Here is a 16,570-nt window from a genome sequence, read left to right as displayed (position 1 = left end):
GATACTTAACAATCACACAATTACTATACGTTTGTAAACAAAAAAAAGATTCGCCGGAGCGAACCTTTCATTGAAATTGAATATTATCATTTTTTCAAGAACATTTGCTTAGCAAGCCATGCACACCCGATGACTCCAGCATCGTTTCCGAGTTCAGCAATCTTGAACGTCGTTGATCCAAAGACACGGGGTAACGCAAACCGTTCAAATTGCTGACGTAGTGGTGCAAGCAGTGTTTCACCTGCTTTCGAGACACCACCACCGATGACGATGATTTCCGGATTGATACTATTTGCTAGATTTGAAATCGCAAGTCCGAGGTGGAACGTCACTTCCTCTACAACATCCGTTGCGATACGATCGCCTTTCTCATACGCTTCAAATACATCTTTCGCCGTCACTGCTTTAATGTCATTCAGTAGCGATTCTTGTCCTTTACGTTTCTCAAGACCAAGACGGGCGATACCCGTTGCTGAAGCAATCGTCTCAAGGCATCCTTTACGTCCACATCCACACATGACGCCATCTTCAGGCAACATCGTGATATGACCGATTTCTCCTGCCATTCCGACCGTACCGTGAACGATTTGTCCGTTCGTGATCAGACCACCACCGACACCCGTACCAAGTGTGACCGCGAGTAATTCTGTTGCGCCACTACCGGCACCTTTCCACATCTCACCGATCGCTGCTGCGTTCGCATCATTTTCAAGTACTGCCGGTAAACCTGTCAACCGTTCGAATTCACCAACGAGTTCAAAATTATGCCACCCGATGTTGACTGCCTTTTCAACGACACCCGTATTAAAGTCGATGAATCCTGGCGCACCAATACCTGCTCCGACAAAATCCTCTGGTCGTTTGTTGCTTTCTTGACACTTCTCAAAAAATGATTTTGCAATATCTCCTGGAATTTGTGCACCATCATTCAGGATCACCGTCTCAATTTCCCATTTTTCTACGATGATGCCTTGCAAATCCAAAATTGCCATCTTCACTGTCGTTCCACCGATATCAATGCCGAGTAACCATTTCATTGCTCTGTCTCCCCTATGCTCATATAATGTCTACTTGTTCATTTTAACGGACACACTCGCATTGCGCAAAGGGTTGCGCAACCTTAAACATTATCGGATTGTGAACGTTTTAATTCATGTCGTAAGATGAGTTTTGCTGAATCATACTGACGTTGCTCCAAAACGCCTGCTTCTTGCAATTCATCAAGTTCGAGCATCATCATCGCAATATCTGATGCTCGATCTCCTAGATAGATGAATGTTCCATACGTCTTAAGTAACTGTTGTACATCATACAGCGTCTTCATCGACCATCGGCTCCTTTACATACGCATGTAGCAAATCATAGGTCGCTTGTAATGACGTCTCATGTGTTCGTTCGTAAGAATGGCTCGATTCAATCCCCGGACCAAATAGTCCGTGTCGAACATCATGTCCCGCACGCACTGCTGCCGAAGCGTCCGAGCTATAGAACGGATAAATATCAACTTTATATGGGATACTATTGCGTTGTGCTAGACGTGTTAGCTGATGACGTAACGCTAAGTCATACGGACCGGAACCATCTTTTGCACAAATCGAGACCGTGAATTCGTCAGAGTGCTGACCATCTCCTAACGCACCCATGTCGACCGCGATATATTCTGCGACTTCTTCCGTGAATCCAGCATTTCCACCGAACCCAACCTCTTCGTAATTTGAAATCAGGATCTGGACCGTGTGTGGCAGGTCGATGGTTTTCCATTCTTTAATCAATTCAAGCAACAAAGCAACCGATGCTTTATCATCGAGATGGCGCGATTTCACAAACCCAGTTTCCGTATAGAGGAAACGCGGATCAAACGTCACGACGTCTCCTACTTCAATCCCCGCGACGCGCGTCTCTTCGGCTGTCGTCGAACGAATATCAAGTCGGACTTCAATATTATCAGCGGACCGTTCCGTTTTGTTCGTCTCGCGTGACGTATGGACACTCGAATGATGGAAAACAACCGTACCGGAAATTGTTTGACCGTCCATCTTATGCACGAGACAGTTCTCTCCTTCGATCGCTGTCCAAGCATAGCCCCCTAATTGTGATAAACTGAGTCGTCCCGTTGGTAAAATCTCTTTTACCATTGCCCCTAATGTATCGACGTGTGCCGTCAGTAACCGCGTGCGAGTTGAGGCACCAGGCAAAGTCGCTAAGATGGCTCCTTTCTCGAGTTTTCGATACGTGATGCCTTCTGCCATCAATCGCTTTTCTACGTATGTAATCGCTTCTTTCGTCGAACCTGTCGGACTTGGAATCGAGACCAGCTCTTCAATCGTACGTATGACTTCTTTCATGTTCATTCGCTCCCTTTCAATCGGACTACAACGTGCTATCCGCTTTGTTTTCATGATAACAAATATTCATTCTTTGTCGGTACTGATATCCTACATCCACTACGCGAAAAAGCTGTAGCACTTTTTTGCTACAGCTTTTTGTCCACACCATATAATGAACTTAGACGTATTTTTTCATCCAAATATCATCACGGTATGTGCCATCTTCTAATTTTACGGAGTCTGGATCTTCGGCATATACTTCAAAGCCGAGCGATTCGTAAAGACTTTGCGCTGCTTCATTTCCTGATAATACGGCAAGAATGACTTGCTCAACGTCTGGTAACTTCTTCGCCTCGTCGATCAAGGCCTCCATTAGAGCACGACCGGTCCCTCCACGATATGCAGGCGAAACATATACTCCGGAAATCATCGCTTTGTGCGATTCACGTGACAGTTCATATGGCTTGACCTGACCAAACCCAAACAATACATCGCCGTCGAACATACCGAGCCAAATCTCATCGGAGTCGGGTTCTCCTTCTAGACCTTCTCGTACTTCGCGGAGCGGGGTTTGCTGTTCATCGTCAAACGAATGACCGAACGCATCTGGATGATTCTTTAATCCCTCAAGGCGTAGATTCCAGTATTGTTCTGCATCCTCTTTAGTTAATTTTCGAAAAGTATACATGACTGTCGATTCTCTCCTTTTTTGGGTTTCATGACGTACAAATAATAACGGAAAAACGCTTCTATCTCTTACTTAACCCTTTTCTAGTAAAATAAAACCTAGATTTTTTTCTCTTTTAATTTCACTTAAATACAGTAGTGATGTTTGCCTCTTTTTTTCTCATAACAAAAACTCAAAGGTGGACACTAAGATACAGGATCACCATTTGAGTTTTTAAGCTCTCTATTTATGAGGTTTTCGTCATGCTTTGCGCCGTTAATCTTGCAAGACAGGTTCGAGTGTCTGACGCAATACATCAGCAGAATGATGAAACTTCTTCATTTCTTCTTCCGTCAACGCGACTTCAATGATTTCCCGCACACCTTGACGATTGATGATCGCCGGTACTCCGATGTGAATGCCGGAAATCCCGTACTGCCCATCTACATACGCCCCGACCGTCAACAAACAGTTCTCGTTCCCAAGGATGGCACGCACGATTCGAACAAGTCCAAGTCCAATCGCATAATAAGTTGCTCCTTTACGTTCGATAATATGATAGGCAGCATCCCGAACGTTGATATAGATTTGATCAAGGTCTGCTTGAGAATAACGATCGTCCTCAGCAAGTAGTTCATCAATTGTTTTTCCATAAATACGGCTATTACTCCAGGCAGCGAATTCCGTATCTCCATGTTCTCCAAGAATGTAGGCATGGGCATTGCGAGAATCGATGTGAAAGTATTCTCCAAGCATTTGACGCAGACGTGCTGTATCGAGCACCGTTCCTGATCCAAATACGCGTGATTTTGGAAGACCGGAATATTTCCAAGCCAGATGTGCCATGATATCAACCGGATTGGAAGCCACGACGATGAGACCATCAAAACCAGAACCCATAATCTGACGAATCATTTCTTTCATGATCAATGCATTCTTTGCGACGAGATCGAGTCTCGTCTCTCCTGGTTTTTGAGGAGCTCCCGCCGTGATGACGACGACCTCAGCCTCTCGGCAGTCCATATAATCTCCAGCCCAGATCCGCATCGGTGAAGAACTAAACGGGGTTCCGTGGTTCAAGTCCATCGCTTCACCTTCTGCTTTTGCTTTATTGACGTCAATGATGACAAGTTCCTCACAAAGTCCGGCTGTTGACATCTGATAAGCAAAGCTTGAACCGACCGCACCTGCTCCGATTAACGCCACCCGTGTTACTTTCGCATGTAATTCCATCTCGTTATGTCCACCCTTTCATTCGTTCTAAGAGTTTGTTAACTATCTCACAAATAAATTGTAACATCTTTCACATTCTTTGTAATATGTGAAATTAATCACATTTGTCCATTTTGTGTCATCGATATCCTAACATAAGGAATTACCCTGTCATACTTTTCACTTACCAGAATCGGACGATGATAAACCCGATTCCACTCGCTAGACCACTCGTCATGACGTTTACCGCATCATTTCCAAGAAACCAAATACCCGATACGTAAGCTGTCGGTTGTCCATGATGCTCTCGTTTTTCCGTACGTTCCCCGCAAACTGAACATTCATACACGCGTTGCCACATTGCTCCAAATAGTGTATCGAGCAGACTTCCAAGGACACCGATACCTGTCACAAGTAAGGCCTCTGTCAAAGAAAGAGAGAAGATCCACTGCGCTGCTAAAGCGATGAACGCAGCTCCAGCAATTGTTCCTAACGTTCCGATTAACGACATCGCTCCGCTCGTTCCTGCTGGTACCCGTCGTAATGTTTTCAAAGACCATGGATCACGTCTTGAGAGTGGACCGATTTCCGAAGCCCATGTATCGGCATTCGATGCCGCGATGACGAATAGGAATAACAAGAGATACGCAAAATTCATCGTCATGGCGTAGGCTATAGCAGCGACGAACGCTACTCCTCCATTCGCAAGTACTTGCCATCCGTCACGTGCACCCTCTTTTTCGACGATCGCGTCCACGGATTTTTTTCTAGAACGCCCAATTTTCGATAAAAGACTCGAGCTGCCAAAGAAGAGTAAGAGCACCACTAAACCTTTCAAGCCGAATCCAAATGAGACACCACTACCGACGAGCATTGTCAAGACAGCCCCGCTTGTCGTCAACAAGCGAAAATATCGTCCAGTCCAGGCGAGAATGAGACAAAATAAAATCGTAACACTTAACATCGGATAACCTCTTGGTCCGTGACGATGAGATCAACTGGGATATCGAAGTCTTCCACTTCAAAATCTGGAAAGAGCTGTTCTGAAAAGGCGATGGATACTTTACAACCTGTGTATGTCACGAGTGCACGATCATAATAACCGCCTCCCCACCCTAAGCGATAGCCATCCCGTCGATAGGCGCGTCCCGGAACGAGACAAAATCCCGCTTGATCAAGTGTAGTGCGACGAGCTGAATCCATTGGTTCTGCGATTCCCATCTGATTATGCTGCAATTGATCTTCTGGTCTGTATTCATAAAAGACCATCTCTTCTCCGACTACTTTCGGTATCAAGACCGTCTTGTCCTCTTGCCACGCTTGTTTAATCAATATGCTTGTATCACATTCATTTCGAAATGCTAACGTGATTGCGACACAAGTCGCTTGTTGCCATTCAGGCAATAACAAAACATGTTCGTGTATTAACCGTTCCTTTTCAGCACGGTTCTCCATCACATCTAATCTTTCTTTGATCAGACGGCGTACTTTTTGTTTGTTCATAACTGTCTTCCTTTCCACAAAAAAAGCCATCACACGAAGTGACGGCTTCCATCTCAATTATTTCACTTCACGGTGAAGTGTGTGTTTACGGAGACGTGGGTTGTATTTCTTCAACTCAAGACGCTCTGGGTTGTTACGCTTGTTCTTTTTAGTGATATAAGTACGGTCACCAGTTTCAGTGCAAGCTAATGTGATTTTAACGCGCATGGAATTCCCTCCTATCTAGCTCTCGATGTATCAAGTGATTTTGCTTTACATAAGGTTAAGCATACTCAAGTATCGTACCAAGAAAGGAAAGGAATTGCAACTGTTCATCCGTTCTTTTTCGGATTCGTCACGTGTTGATATGGTTTTTCAAGGTTCTCTTCAAAACGAAGGGGTTTCTTTTCAACGTGATACTCCTGTTCCACCCCGTTGCGTGACTCTTCCCGTTCTAGATAAACGACAGCCGATTGACGCAATGCGTCTCCTTCAAGTCGTTTTAACGCAACGACCAGACCACCTGAACGATCCGGAGAACGCTCACTCTCGACATCATAAACATTACTGACGAGTGGCAACTCTTTCATCTTGGCGATTGCCTGGGCAGCTGAAGCTGTTTCCATATTGAAGTTATGGACGACTTGGAAGTCAACGATCTTCGCCAAGGCTTGCGCCTGACGCAAGAAGGCTAGATTTAACGCAGCCAGTTGATTGTATGTTTGAACGAGCGGTAGACCTGTCACTTGTACCCCGTATACATGTACACCCTCCTCGAATCGATACGCTTCAGGATGTTCCGTTACGACGTAGACGTTCTCTCCCGCTGCCGCTAGTCGTCTAGCTACATCACGAACTGGACGGTGAGATTGTTCGTAATCCCGAGTGAACATGAGAATACCATCCTTGTTCAAAGCAGCATCGCGTTTGACCGCAACATAATAGTCATGAGCCGTTAAGAAAACATCTGGTTCAATGTCTTCATCTTGCAAGAACGGATATTGTTGATAACGCCCTTCCAACCAGTCCATCGTTAATTCTTGTGCATCGAGACGACGTTCGGTTTCTTCAAAACGTAAGATATGCTCACGGAACCGGTTCGCAGCGTACTGTGCTGTCGTCTGTCCGTCTAAAATGAACGGCCAGTCACTTGAGACAGCAAGTAGATATTCTCGAATGAGCTGGCGTTTCGCCTTGACAGTCAATGCATCTTGATGACGATTTCGCGCAACGATTCCTGCTAGTCTCTTTTCGAGCTGGTGGAGATGGCGAATCATCCAGTCGTTGCGCTCGTTGATCCAGACTTCCGCATAGCCTTTTCGTCCCCACGTTCCCATCGCGACATGTGCCGTATCGATGTCTTGGAAGTGACGTTCGAGGAACATAGCTGGTGAAATCGACTCAATCGCCTGATCCTCTAGACGTTCCATCGCTTTACCAAGGAAATCAGGTCCTTCGAACCACCAGTGACCAAACAATTCAGCATCAAATGGTGCTGTGACGAGAAATGGCGGGAAGTCTTGTCCTTGATATGCATCTAAATGTTCACCAAGTGCTTGAGCAAAATCTGCTGCATGCTCACTTGTTCGTTGCCATGCCCAGTCACGTACGTAATAGTCTTTTTGATCCGTCTCACCTGTTACACGATGCAATTTCAACCCGGTATCATAACGTAAGCCTTCCGGATGCATGAACTCAGCAATTTGATCCCATTCTCGATCATAAGCGAGATCCCGATAAAACTCACGATAATCAGGATGTCCCGGATACCCGATGACAGAACTCCAGATTTTTCCGGAAATGATTTGATCACGCGGGAAGAGTGCTACGCCGTGTGGAGAATAGACGGGTGCTCCGATTCCGTGTTTTGGTGCTGGATCGGCGTTTAAAATCGAATGTTCATCGACGAACGTATAGCGAATGCCTTCCTCATATAAAATCCGATCAAGTCCTGGCGTATAGGCACATTCCGGCATCCAAAGACCTGATGGACGGAATCCGTAATGGCGTTCAAAACAGTTCAAGCCTGTCTGAATTTCAGAGCGCGCCGCTTGTTCAGACAACATGTGAGGACTGAACCCGTGTGTCGCCGTACAGGTGATCAAATCAAGATAGCCTTGCTCTTTGTAATGGCGGAATGCCCGGTTCAAATCTTTTTCCCAGTGAAGGAACGTATTCAATAAATCTTGATAGCGGTCTTGATAGAATAAAAGAGCATCTCGTTCCTTTTGGTCAAGCTCTCGTTCCAGTTCCTGACGAATCAAACGTAATGTGTCCTCGATATGCTCGATGTAGCGGTCTTGAATCAGTGGATCGGCAAGCATCTCGATGACCGGCGGTGAAATACTGACTGTCCAACCGAGCGGACGTGATAAGCGGTCGACTTCCCACAATAATGGAATGTAGGTTTCTGAAATCGCTTCATACATCCACCGTTCCTCGAGACGATGCGCCTCTTCATGACGGATATATGGTAAGTGTGCATGTAAGACGAGTGAAAAATATCCTTTTCGCATAGCTTCTCTTCCTTTCCTCTCTCTAATTCCATTATCGGACGCGATCGAAATAAGAATACGGGCGTAATACCTCGACCCATTCCGGCTGTTCGACCTCACCGTATTGCCAATGATGCACGACTTCGGCGAAGCGTCCGTCTGTGACTGATTCGTCACGTGGTGTCTCGACTGGTTTCGAACGTAGTACTGGAACGAAATCTCCATCAATCGTTTGAATGCCCCATTCAATGATGTATGTAGTATTCGGGGCAACTGGTCGAACGAACCAAGCATTCGTCATCTCAGGCAGTTCGAACTGATACGTACGATTCGCTTGTCCTTGTTCGTAATCGACGAGTGTGACGTCAATGATGCGTAACTCTTTACGGAACGAATCAAATGTCGTGTGATAATGCGTTTCTAACAACTGTTTCGACAGTTCAGACAATTCCCAGTAGACATATAACGCAGTCGGTGACTGAACGATCGCATGGAGAATATCATCTTCATAATGCGTCGCCATTCCAAACGCATCACGTTCGAGTGATGGCATCACTTGCACAGACGGTACGACATCTAATACCGGTGCAGTCGACTTTTTGGTCTGTTTGACAGTTTTTGATTTTACTTTCGGTGCTTCTACAGTTGGTTGATCTGTCAATGATTTACGATATTTGGTCCAAGCATATTTAATTTTTCCTTCAGTCGTATCCAATTGTGCTGCGATTTGTTTTGTTGTCAGCCCTTGTTCTTTCATTTTAATGATTTGCTCAAGCATTCCCAATCACCTCTCTGTCATTATTCACTTCTTTCCTATTCTACAAACGTGTTTCGAATCCCTTTACAAAAAAAGTAGGCAGAGGAAATTCCTCCTGCCTACTTAGTTCACCCATTTAAATCATAATGTTTTCCTTTTTCGAGATAGATCAGATGTTCCCCGACGTTCGTCAAGTGGTCACCCATTCGCTCGATATATCGGCAAATGTTCGTGAATTGCATGACTTCATCGACAACGATCGGTTGCAAGGACATATGACGCATATACTGACGGAGCGCCTTGTATGTCGTCTCATCGATGACATTGTCGAGATCAGACAGTGCTTTTGCTTTTTCGACATCTCCATCACGATATGCAACGATTGCGGTTTCCGTCATATCGAGTAATGTCTCAAACGCTTCCTTCAACAAGGAGATATCGATGACGTATGGAAATGTTTCGACACGAAGGACTGCTTTTGAAATATTTCCTGCATAATCCGCAATCCGCTCAAGATCCGATGAAATCTTCATCGCCGTGATGATCCGTCGTAAATCCGTCGCAACTGGTTGTTGCTTCGCGATTAAGAGGATCGCATCATCGTTGATTTCGAGTTCAAGATCATCGAGTTCATTGTCGTTCGCAATGACACCACGTGCGATATCTTGATCATATTTTTCGAGCGCCTCTGCTGTCGTTGCGATTTGTTGCATCGTTTTTCGTGCTAGTAAAAAGACTTTTTGATCGAGTATTGCAAGGTTTTCTCCAAAAATTGTACGGTTCGCTGCCATTCGTCTCGTCTCCCCTTCTTATCCGAATCGTCCTGAAATGTAATCTTCCGTCCGTTTGTCGGTCGGATTTCCAAAGATCCGGTCTGTTTGATCGAACTCGACGACTTCACCATTCAAGAAGAATGCTGTTTTGTCAGATACACGTGCAGCTTGCTGCATGTTGTGCGTGACGATGATAATTGAGTAGTCCGATTTCAACTCTTGGACGAGTTCTTCTACTTTTAATGTAGAAATCGGGTCCAGTGCCGATGTCGGCTCATCCATCAAAATGACATCCGGCTCGATCGCGAGGCAACGCGCGATACAGAGACGTTGTTGTTGACCACCCGAAAGACCATAGGCATTTTCATTTAAGCGATCTTTGACTTCATCCCAAATCGCTGCTCGGCGTAAACTACGTTCCACGATCTCATCAAGGATTTTTTTGTTTTTAACGCCATGGACACGTGGACCATATGCGATGTTATCGTAAATTGATTTTGGGAATGGATTCGGTTGCTGAAAGACCATTCCGACAGACGTCCGTAATTCTTCAACACCATACTCTTTTTCAAAGATATTACGTCCGTGATACTCAATGACACCATTCGTCCGCACGATCGGAACGAGTTCGACCATCCGGTTCAATGTTTTGATGAATGTCGATTTACCGCATCCTGACGGTCCAATAATTGCCGTAACTTCATTTTTTTTGATATCAAGATTGACATCTTTAAGCGCGTGATCGTCACCGTACCATAAATTTAAATTTTTAACGTTATAGACGCTCTCGCGTGCTACTACTGGTTGGTTCATACGCTCTGCCCCTTCTGTGACGACTGATTTCGTATTCAGCTTCGTATCCATCATCTGTCTTCCTCCTTAAAAGAAATCCCTTCTATCTCGTTCGATTAATAGCGTTTAGAAAATCGGTTCCGGATCCAGATCGCAAGCGAGTTCATCGTCAAGAGAATGACCATCAAGATGATGATTCCTGCTGCTGCAAGACCTTGGAAGTCCGCTTGTGGACGACTTGTCCAGTTATAGATTTGAATCGGTAATGCCGTGAACTCTGAAAAGATCCCTTCTGGCGCACGGGCGATGAAAATGGCAGCTCCGACCATGATCAACGGTGCTGTCTCACCGATCGCTCGGGATACAGCTAAGATGATTCCTGTAATGACTCCCGGAAGTGATGCCGGAAGAACGACTTTGAACGTCGTTTGCCATTTCGATGCACCGAGCGCGAGTGATGCATGGCGCATCGCTTGTGGCACGGCGCGAATTGCTTCTTGAGAAGAAACGATGACGACCGGAAGACTCATCAATGCGAGTGTCAAAGCTCCAGCAATCAACGTCGAACCGAAGCCCATATTACGGACGAAGAACGTTAATCCGAGTAATCCAAAGACGATCGACGGAACACCTGCGAGGTTCGAGATATTGACCTCGATGAACGATGTCATCCGACTCTTTTTTGCATATTCTTCTAAATAAATTGCTGCTCCAACACCAATGATGAAAATCATCGGGATGATCAGGAGCATCAAGAAGATCGATCCCATTAACGCTGGATAGATTCCGGCACGTTCCGCACGACGAGATGGTGCGTTTTGTAGAAATTCAAGTGATAACCACGAAGCACCGTCACGGATGACGCCGAATAGGAGAATACCTAAGACGACGAGACCGAAAAACAGACCGACGAGGAAAATGACTTTCGTTACATTGTTGACGACGAGGCGTTGGCTAATGGATTTCTTAACTGCGACCGGGTCGATGAATTTTTTTGTGACAGGTTGCTTTTCTGGTAAGGCCATCTTAATACTCCTCTCTGAAGCGGCGTGTGATCCAGTTCGCGAGTAAGTTCATCAATAACGTAAAGACGAACAAGAGCGTACCAACCGCATAGATACTGTAATATTCAACTGTTCCAAATCCAGCATCGCCTAAAGCGACCTGAACGATATACGCAGTCATCGTCTGGACCGGCTCGAGTGGATTAACAGCAGCTGTCGGATTCGAACCACCAGCGATCGTCACGATCATCGTCTCACCAATTGCCCGAGACATTCCGAGTACGATTGAAGCAATGATTCCGGACAAGGCAGCGGGAACAACGACTTTTAATGCGACTTCAAGACGTGTCGAACCAAGAGCAAGCGCACCGTCACGAATTTTTTTAGGAACAGAGCTCATCGCATCCTCAGAAATCGAGGCGATCATTGGAATGATCATGATACCGACGACGATCCCCGGACTGAGCGCATTGTAGATTTGAATGCCTGGAATTAATTTAACGAGTAGTGGTGTGACGAACGTCAACGCGAAGAATCCGAAAACGATCGTCGGAACACCAGCTAAGACTTCTAAAATCGGTTTTAAGATACGGCGTGCACGGTCTGACGCATACTCACTTAAATAAATCGCAGACGTGAGGCCGATCGGCACGGCAACTAGCATCGCAATCACGGTAATCTCAAGTGTACCGACGACAAGCGGCCAAATCCCATACTCTGGTTGAGAGTTCAGTGGATACCAGCTCGTACTGCCGAAAAATTCCTTGAACGGAACGACTTCAAAGAAATGCTCGGTTTCAATGACTAACGTGAGAATGATGCCGATGGTCGTAACGACCGAGACGAACGCACACAGGAATAAAACGATCGGCATGATGCGTTCCATGACGTTTTTCACACTGAATTTTTGCTGTCGGTTCTGTTGAATCAGCTCGCGAACCGATTTATTGGGTGTTGAATTCATCCTTCTTCGCTCCCTACTCCTTCTTGACATGAGAACGGGACCCAACCGGTACAGACTTCCCCGGTTGGGCCATCCTCATGACTCGATGATTATTTCATTGCATCTTCGATTGCTTTTGTGTTTTCATCGTAACGATCTTGTGGCATTTTGATATAACCGACTTCTTCAGCTAAATCTCCAGCGTTTTCGTTCGTGAATTTCACGAAGTCTGCCACCTGTTTTTTATCGTTCAATGATTTGTTGTTGACGTACGTGTAGATTTCACGTGACAGCGGGTAAGATAGATCCTTGATTGTTTCTGGTGTTGGATCGACAGCATCTTTTCCTTCAGCTGAAAGTGGTACTTCTTTTAACTTATCTTTATTTTCAGCGTAGTAGGCATAACCGAAGTAACCGATCGCACCTTTCGTTCCTTCAACCCCTTTGACGAGTACGTTATCGTCCTCAGACAGTTGAACGTCTTTACGCATGTCTTTCTTCTCAAGTACTTTTTCAGAGAAGAAGTCGAATGTTCCTGAATCTTTCCCTGGGCTGAAGAACTTCAGTGGTTCAGCCGGATAAGAAGAATCAACATCTTTCCAAGTCTTAACGTTTGGGTCGAGCCAAATCTTTTCGAGTTGATCAAGCGAGAGTTCTTTTACCCATGTATTATCTTTGCTGACTGCAACAGTTAGACCATCATATGCAAGTGAAAGTTTTGTATATTCGATGTTGTTCTTTTTCGCTTCAGCTGCTTCTTCTTCTTTAATTTCACGCGATGCGTTCGAGAGATCCGTTTCACCGACGACGAAGCGTTTGAATCCGCCACCCGTACCAGAGACACCGACTGTGACATTTACGTCAGGTTGTTCCGTTGAATATTCTTCACCGACAGCTTCCATGATCGGGAAGACTGTAGAAGAACCGTCGATTGCGATTTTCCCTTTTAAATCAGATGAACTAGCAGAACCGCCTTTATCGTTACCACATGCTGCCCCCACTACTGCGATTGATGCTACCGTTGTAATGAGTGCTGTTTTTTTCATCCAAGACATGATTAATTTTCCTCCTCGAAAGTATGTCGCTGACGATGCTACGACTTTTTATCCGTTTTCCTTACAAGACTTATACTACGGATGAACTATTAAAACGAAATGAATCCAACGTAAAAGAATTGTAAAGGCGTGTTTTTTAGTGTTTACAATTCGAAATCCATTACAAAAAAAGGTCAATACAAACAAAAAAAAACGAGAGTGATTGCTCACCCTCGCTTAGTTTCTAGTTAATTTGGCTTAGTCTGCCACGGTACGTCCTTTACGTTGAAGTACGCTTTGACAAGATCATGACCGATTTTCGAGTTGACAGTCTCTTGTTCCATATAAGGAAGGAACACGGCCCACGCCATCTCTGGATTGTCATACGGTGCCCAACCGACAAGATTCGAGTTCAATGAACGAACCGGTTGCCCGCTTCCGTCACGTAAGGCGATTCCGTCATCCCCATAGACGCTGACCTGTGCAGTACCTGTTTTTGCTGCAGCATCGATTCCAGTTTGTGCGATGACTTTGGCTGTACCACGCTCACCTTTTACAACACGGTGCAACCCTTCCCGGACATGATCAATATTATCTTGACTGACTTCAATCCGGTTCAGATAATTCGTTTTAAAGCTGTAATCGACTTTTTTCGTACCCTTTTCAATCGAGTTCGACGCCAATACTTCTTTTAAGAAGTGAGGCTGAACTCGATAACCACCGTTCGCAAGTGTTGAAATGTACTGCGCGACTTGAAGCGGCGTAAAGGCATCGTACTGACCAATGACTCGGTCCATCAACAACGTGACACGGTCTGGCGTCCCTTGAACACCTTTTGCTTCGTAAGGCAAATCAACACCTGTCGTCACCCCAAGACCGAACTGACTATAGTAATTCTGCATGATGGCAGCTGCTCCATCCACGCTCGCACCAGCAATCCCATTGCTCGGATATTTCGCCATCCGCATCGCAATGTTAAACATATAGACGTTCGACGAGCGCTCAAGCGCCGTTAAATCCGTAATCGGTCCCATGTTAACATATGATCCTTTTTTTGTACCTCCGATTGTGATCGGCGCATCGTTGATGACTTCGTTTTGACGAATGACACCTTCCTGTAGTCCCATCGCAACTGTCGCACCCTTGATCGTTGAACCGATTTGAAGAGACGTCAAGACATTATTAATCGCTACATCCGTGAACTTTCCAGTCGAAGGATCAAGCTTTTGACCTGACATCGCTAAAATCTCACCAGTTTGTGGATTCATGACGACGGCATATCCTTCTTTTAAATAACGACTACCCATGCCACGACCCATTTTGATCGCTTGTTGCATGATTTGATCTACTTTTTTATTGTATTCCGCATCAACGGTTAGAACGAGGTCCTTCCCGGACTCGCCTTCTTCACGTTTTGGATCACCGACCGGTTCTCCATTAAACGTTTCGTACACATCGTATGCCGGTTTCCCGCGCAGAAGATCTTCGTACTGTTGCTCAAGGAACGAAGTCCCGACACGATCATTCAAACTATATCCTTTTGCTTTGAACTCCGCTTGTTGTTCTGCCGGAATCTTCGAGTACTTTCCGAAGATGTTTCGAAGTGTTCCTTCATACGGATAAGAGCGTTCGTAAAACGGTTCAACCGATACACCTTTCAAATCTTCTAAATTTTCATCGATGATTGCCATCTCTTTTGCAGACGCACCGAGCTTGACGAGTTGTGGATCAAGCGCATAACCGACTTCCATGTTATGTTTGATCGCAATGACTTCCATCGTCTTATCATCGTAATCAATATCTTTTTTCGTGATCGCATCCAGGCGGATTTGATCTTGTTCCGCAATCGAAAGCTTACTTTGTGCTTCCGTTGAAGGATACTTCTTTTTCACTGCTGCTTGGTAACGACGATCCGACTCTTCCGTGTTCGTCGCGACCCAAAAATCCTTGATGTCACGTTCCGTGACTTTCCAGTCTTTTTTAGGCAGATCAATGATTGCTGCGAGACGCTGCGCGATTTCAATACGTTCATCTACTTTCGTCGATTGTGCGCGACGATATACAATGGAGTATTTAGAAATTGTATCGACAAGTAGACGACCATCCCGGTCATAAATCTTACCACGTGGTACTTCATACTTTGATGCAGTCATCTCCGTTTTTTGGACTTCCCGCGAAATTTTTTCACCATTGACGATTTGAACGACTCCTAGACGGAAAATCAAAATCGCAAACAATAAAAAAACGACGAAGAACATTAAATTCAGACGAAGCGGCAGATGATTACGCCGTCTTCCTCGTACGGTGATTCGTTTAGCCATGGCGTACTCCCCTATCGTTCAAAAGTCATCTTGTTTCATTATATAGAAGGAAACTTTCCATAACAACCTATCCCATGATTTTCCGCATTAAAAAAAGCGTATCGTTCACAATTGAACGATACGCTTCTTTCCATTACTTCGCGTCAGCGTAAAGCTTCGCTACGTGGTCCCAATCAACGACGTTGAAGAATGCATTGATGTAATCCGGACGACGGTTTTGATAGTTGAGATAGTATGCATGTTCCCAAACATCAAGACCAAGGATTGGCGTTTTGCCTTCCATGACTGGTGTATCTTGGTTTGGAGTCGAAACGACTGCCAATTTCCCACCGTCAACGATCAACCAAGCCCAACCAGAACCGAAACGAGTTGTTGCTGCTTTTGCGAACGCATCTTTGAATGCATCAAATGATCCGAATGCTTCGTCGATTGCTGTTGCAAGTTCCCCTGTTGGAGCAGCGCCATCGTTCTTCTTCAACAATTTCCAGAAGAATGAGTGGTTCCAGTGACCGCCACCGTTGTTACGGACTGCAGTTTGAATGTTTGCTGGGAGAGCATCCAAGTTTTGAAGAAGTTCTTCAAGTGACTTTCCTTCATGTTCTGTACCCTCAAGCGCCGTATTCACGTTCGTGACATACGTGTTGTGGTGTTTCGTGTGGTGAATCTCCATCGTACGAGCATCGATATGTGGCTCAAGCGCATCATAAGCGTAGCCGAGTTCTGGTAATTCAAATTTTGACATGTTCATGTCCCCCTTTGTGCT

Annotated in this window: 17 protein-coding genes; all 17 read right to left on the bottom strand. The window is 45.3% G+C overall.

Annotation, left to right across the window (positions count from 1 at the left end; all coding sequences use genetic code 11):
* Positions 1 to 86: 86 nt before the first annotated feature.
* On the bottom strand, positions 87 to 1,037 hold the full coding sequence (locus ASG02_RS01535) for an ROK family glucokinase (RefSeq protein ID WP_056060191.1): 951 nt from the start codon (positions 1,035 to 1,037) through the stop codon (positions 87 to 89).
* A gap of 83 nt (positions 1,038 to 1,120) precedes the next feature.
* Positions 1,121 to 1,324 carry a YqgQ family protein gene (locus ASG02_RS01530; protein ID WP_035409139.1) on the bottom strand — a complete coding sequence of 68 codons (204 nt, stop codon included), beginning with the start codon at positions 1,322 to 1,324 and terminating at the stop codon, positions 1,121 to 1,123.
* A complete protein-coding gene (locus tag ASG02_RS01525; RefSeq protein ID WP_082478637.1) occupies positions 1,308 to 2,345 on the bottom strand; it encodes a M42 family metallopeptidase in 1,038 nt (345 codons plus the stop codon). Before ASG02_RS01525 ends, ASG02_RS01530 begins: the two co-directional genes overlap by 17 nt.
* 160 nt (positions 2,346 to 2,505) lie before the next feature.
* The gene (locus tag ASG02_RS01520) at positions 2,506 to 3,015 is read right to left on the bottom strand and encodes a GNAT family N-acetyltransferase (RefSeq protein WP_035409143.1); all 510 of its coding nucleotides are present in this window, start codon (positions 3,013 to 3,015) and stop codon (positions 2,506 to 2,508) included.
* Between the two features lie 255 nt (positions 3,016 to 3,270).
* Positions 3,271 to 4,227: an L-lactate dehydrogenase gene (locus ASG02_RS01515; protein WP_056060185.1), complete on the bottom strand. Its 957-nt coding sequence runs from the start codon at positions 4,225 to 4,227 to the stop codon at positions 3,271 to 3,273.
* A gap of 163 nt (positions 4,228 to 4,390) precedes the next feature.
* Complete coding sequence (locus ASG02_RS01510) at positions 4,391 to 5,170, bottom strand: DUF92 domain-containing protein (RefSeq protein ID WP_056060181.1); 780 nt, start codon at positions 5,168 to 5,170, stop codon at positions 4,391 to 4,393.
* Entirely contained in the window at positions 5,164 to 5,709 is a 546-nt protein-coding gene (locus tag ASG02_RS01505) for a 5-formyltetrahydrofolate cyclo-ligase (RefSeq protein WP_056060179.1), read from the bottom strand. Before ASG02_RS01505 ends, ASG02_RS01510 begins: the two co-directional genes overlap by 7 nt.
* A 57-nt stretch (positions 5,710 to 5,766) precedes the next feature.
* Positions 5,767 to 5,916, bottom strand: a complete 150-nt coding sequence (gene rpmG / locus ASG02_RS01500) for a 50S ribosomal protein L33 (RefSeq protein WP_012369771.1) — start codon at positions 5,914 to 5,916, stop codon at positions 5,767 to 5,769.
* A gap of 104 nt (positions 5,917 to 6,020) precedes the next feature.
* Positions 6,021 to 8,204: a 1,4-alpha-glucan branching protein domain-containing protein gene (locus ASG02_RS01495; protein ID WP_035409150.1), complete on the bottom strand. Its 2,184-nt coding sequence runs from the start codon at positions 8,202 to 8,204 to the stop codon at positions 6,021 to 6,023.
* Between the two features lie 31 nt (positions 8,205 to 8,235).
* Complete coding sequence (locus ASG02_RS01490) at positions 8,236 to 8,961, bottom strand: DUF4912 domain-containing protein (protein ID WP_056060176.1); 726 nt, start codon at positions 8,959 to 8,961, stop codon at positions 8,236 to 8,238.
* Positions 8,962 to 9,068: 107 nt separating this feature from the next.
* Positions 9,069 to 9,731 carry a phosphate signaling complex protein PhoU gene (gene phoU, locus ASG02_RS01485; protein ID WP_035409154.1) on the bottom strand — a complete coding sequence of 221 codons (663 nt, stop codon included), beginning with the start codon at positions 9,729 to 9,731 and terminating at the stop codon, positions 9,069 to 9,071.
* Positions 9,732 to 9,749: 18 nt separating this feature from the next.
* Positions 9,750 to 10,526: a phosphate ABC transporter ATP-binding protein PstB gene (gene pstB / locus ASG02_RS01480; protein WP_052019099.1), complete on the bottom strand. Its 777-nt coding sequence runs from the start codon at positions 10,524 to 10,526 to the stop codon at positions 9,750 to 9,752.
* Between the two features lie 95 nt (positions 10,527 to 10,621).
* A complete protein-coding gene (gene pstA, locus ASG02_RS01475; RefSeq protein WP_035409158.1) occupies positions 10,622 to 11,530 on the bottom strand; it encodes a phosphate ABC transporter permease PstA in 909 nt (302 codons plus the stop codon).
* 1 nt (position 11,531) lies between these two features.
* The gene (gene pstC, locus ASG02_RS01470; RefSeq protein WP_035409160.1) at positions 11,532 to 12,473 is read right to left on the bottom strand and encodes a phosphate ABC transporter permease subunit PstC; all 942 of its coding nucleotides are present in this window, start codon (positions 12,471 to 12,473) and stop codon (positions 11,532 to 11,534) included.
* Between the two features lie 89 nt (positions 12,474 to 12,562).
* The gene (locus ASG02_RS01465) at positions 12,563 to 13,507 is read right to left on the bottom strand and encodes a PstS family phosphate ABC transporter substrate-binding protein (RefSeq protein WP_035409162.1); all 945 of its coding nucleotides are present in this window, start codon (positions 13,505 to 13,507) and stop codon (positions 12,563 to 12,565) included.
* 227 nt (positions 13,508 to 13,734) lie between these two features.
* Positions 13,735 to 15,807 carry a penicillin-binding protein 2 gene (locus tag ASG02_RS01460; protein WP_056060174.1) on the bottom strand — a complete coding sequence of 691 codons (2,073 nt, stop codon included), beginning with the start codon at positions 15,805 to 15,807 and terminating at the stop codon, positions 13,735 to 13,737.
* 133 nt (positions 15,808 to 15,940) lie between these two features.
* On the bottom strand, positions 15,941 to 16,549 hold the full coding sequence (locus ASG02_RS01455; protein WP_035409166.1) for a superoxide dismutase: 609 nt from the start codon (positions 16,547 to 16,549) through the stop codon (positions 15,941 to 15,943).
* Positions 16,550 to 16,570 lie beyond the last annotated feature (21 nt).

The organism is Exiguobacterium sp. Leaf196, from assembly GCF_001423965.1.
Classification (GTDB): domain Bacteria; phylum Bacillota; class Bacilli; order Exiguobacteriales; family Exiguobacteriaceae; genus Exiguobacterium_A.
Note: the sequence above shows the minus strand (reverse complement) of the source record. Positions and strands in the feature narration are given on the sequence as shown.

What these genes read in the sequence shown, in the direction of transcription:
- ASG02_RS01535 (WP_056060191.1), bottom strand. Translation starts at nt 1,037, where the DNA reads ATGAAATGGTTACTCGGCATTGATATCGGTGGAACGACAGTGAAGATG.
- pstC (WP_035409160.1), bottom strand. Translation starts at nt 12,473, where the DNA reads ATGAATTCAACACCCAATAAATCGGTTCGCGAGCTGATTCAACAGAAC.
- ASG02_RS01465 (WP_035409162.1), bottom strand. Translation starts at nt 13,507, where the DNA reads ATGTCTTGGATGAAAAAAACAGCACTCATTACAACGGTAGCATCAATC.
- rpmG (WP_012369771.1), bottom strand. Translation starts at nt 5,916, where the DNA reads ATGCGCGTTAAAATCACATTAGCTTGCACTGAAACTGGTGACCGTACT.
- ASG02_RS01525 (WP_082478637.1), bottom strand. Translation starts at nt 2,345, where the DNA reads ATGAAAGAAGTCATACGTACGATTGAAGAGCTGGTCTCGATTCCAAGT.
- phoU (WP_035409154.1), bottom strand. Translation starts at nt 9,731, where the DNA reads ATGGCAGCGAACCGTACAATTTTTGGAGAAAACCTTGCAATACTCGAT.
- ASG02_RS01455 (WP_035409166.1), bottom strand. Translation starts at nt 16,549, where the DNA reads ATGTCAAAATTTGAATTACCAGAACTCGGCTACGCTTATGATGCGCTT.
- ASG02_RS01495 (WP_035409150.1), bottom strand. Translation starts at nt 8,204, where the DNA reads ATGCGAAAAGGATATTTTTCACTCGTCTTACATGCACACTTACCATAT.
- ASG02_RS01530 (WP_035409139.1), bottom strand. Translation starts at nt 1,324, where the DNA reads ATGAAGACGCTGTATGATGTACAACAGTTACTTAAGACGTATGGAACA.
- ASG02_RS01515 (WP_056060185.1), bottom strand. Translation starts at nt 4,227, where the DNA reads ATGGAATTACATGCGAAAGTAACACGGGTGGCGTTAATCGGAGCAGGT.
- ASG02_RS01520 (WP_035409143.1), bottom strand. Translation starts at nt 3,015, where the DNA reads ATGTATACTTTTCGAAAATTAACTAAAGAGGATGCAGAACAATACTGG.
- ASG02_RS01490 (WP_056060176.1), bottom strand. Translation starts at nt 8,961, where the DNA reads ATGCTTGAGCAAATCATTAAAATGAAAGAACAAGGGCTGACAACAAAA.
- ASG02_RS01460 (WP_056060174.1), bottom strand. Translation starts at nt 15,807, where the DNA reads ATGGCTAAACGAATCACCGTACGAGGAAGACGGCGTAATCATCTGCCG.
- pstB (WP_052019099.1), bottom strand. Translation starts at nt 10,526, where the DNA reads ATGAACCAACCAGTAGTAGCACGCGAGAGCGTCTATAACGTTAAAAAT.
- ASG02_RS01505 (WP_056060179.1), bottom strand. Translation starts at nt 5,709, where the DNA reads ATGAACAAACAAAAAGTACGCCGTCTGATCAAAGAAAGATTAGATGTG.
- pstA (WP_035409158.1), bottom strand. Translation starts at nt 11,530, where the DNA reads ATGGCCTTACCAGAAAAGCAACCTGTCACAAAAAAATTCATCGACCCG.
- ASG02_RS01510 (WP_056060181.1), bottom strand. Translation starts at nt 5,170, where the DNA reads ATGTTAAGTGTTACGATTTTATTTTGTCTCATTCTCGCCTGGACTGGA.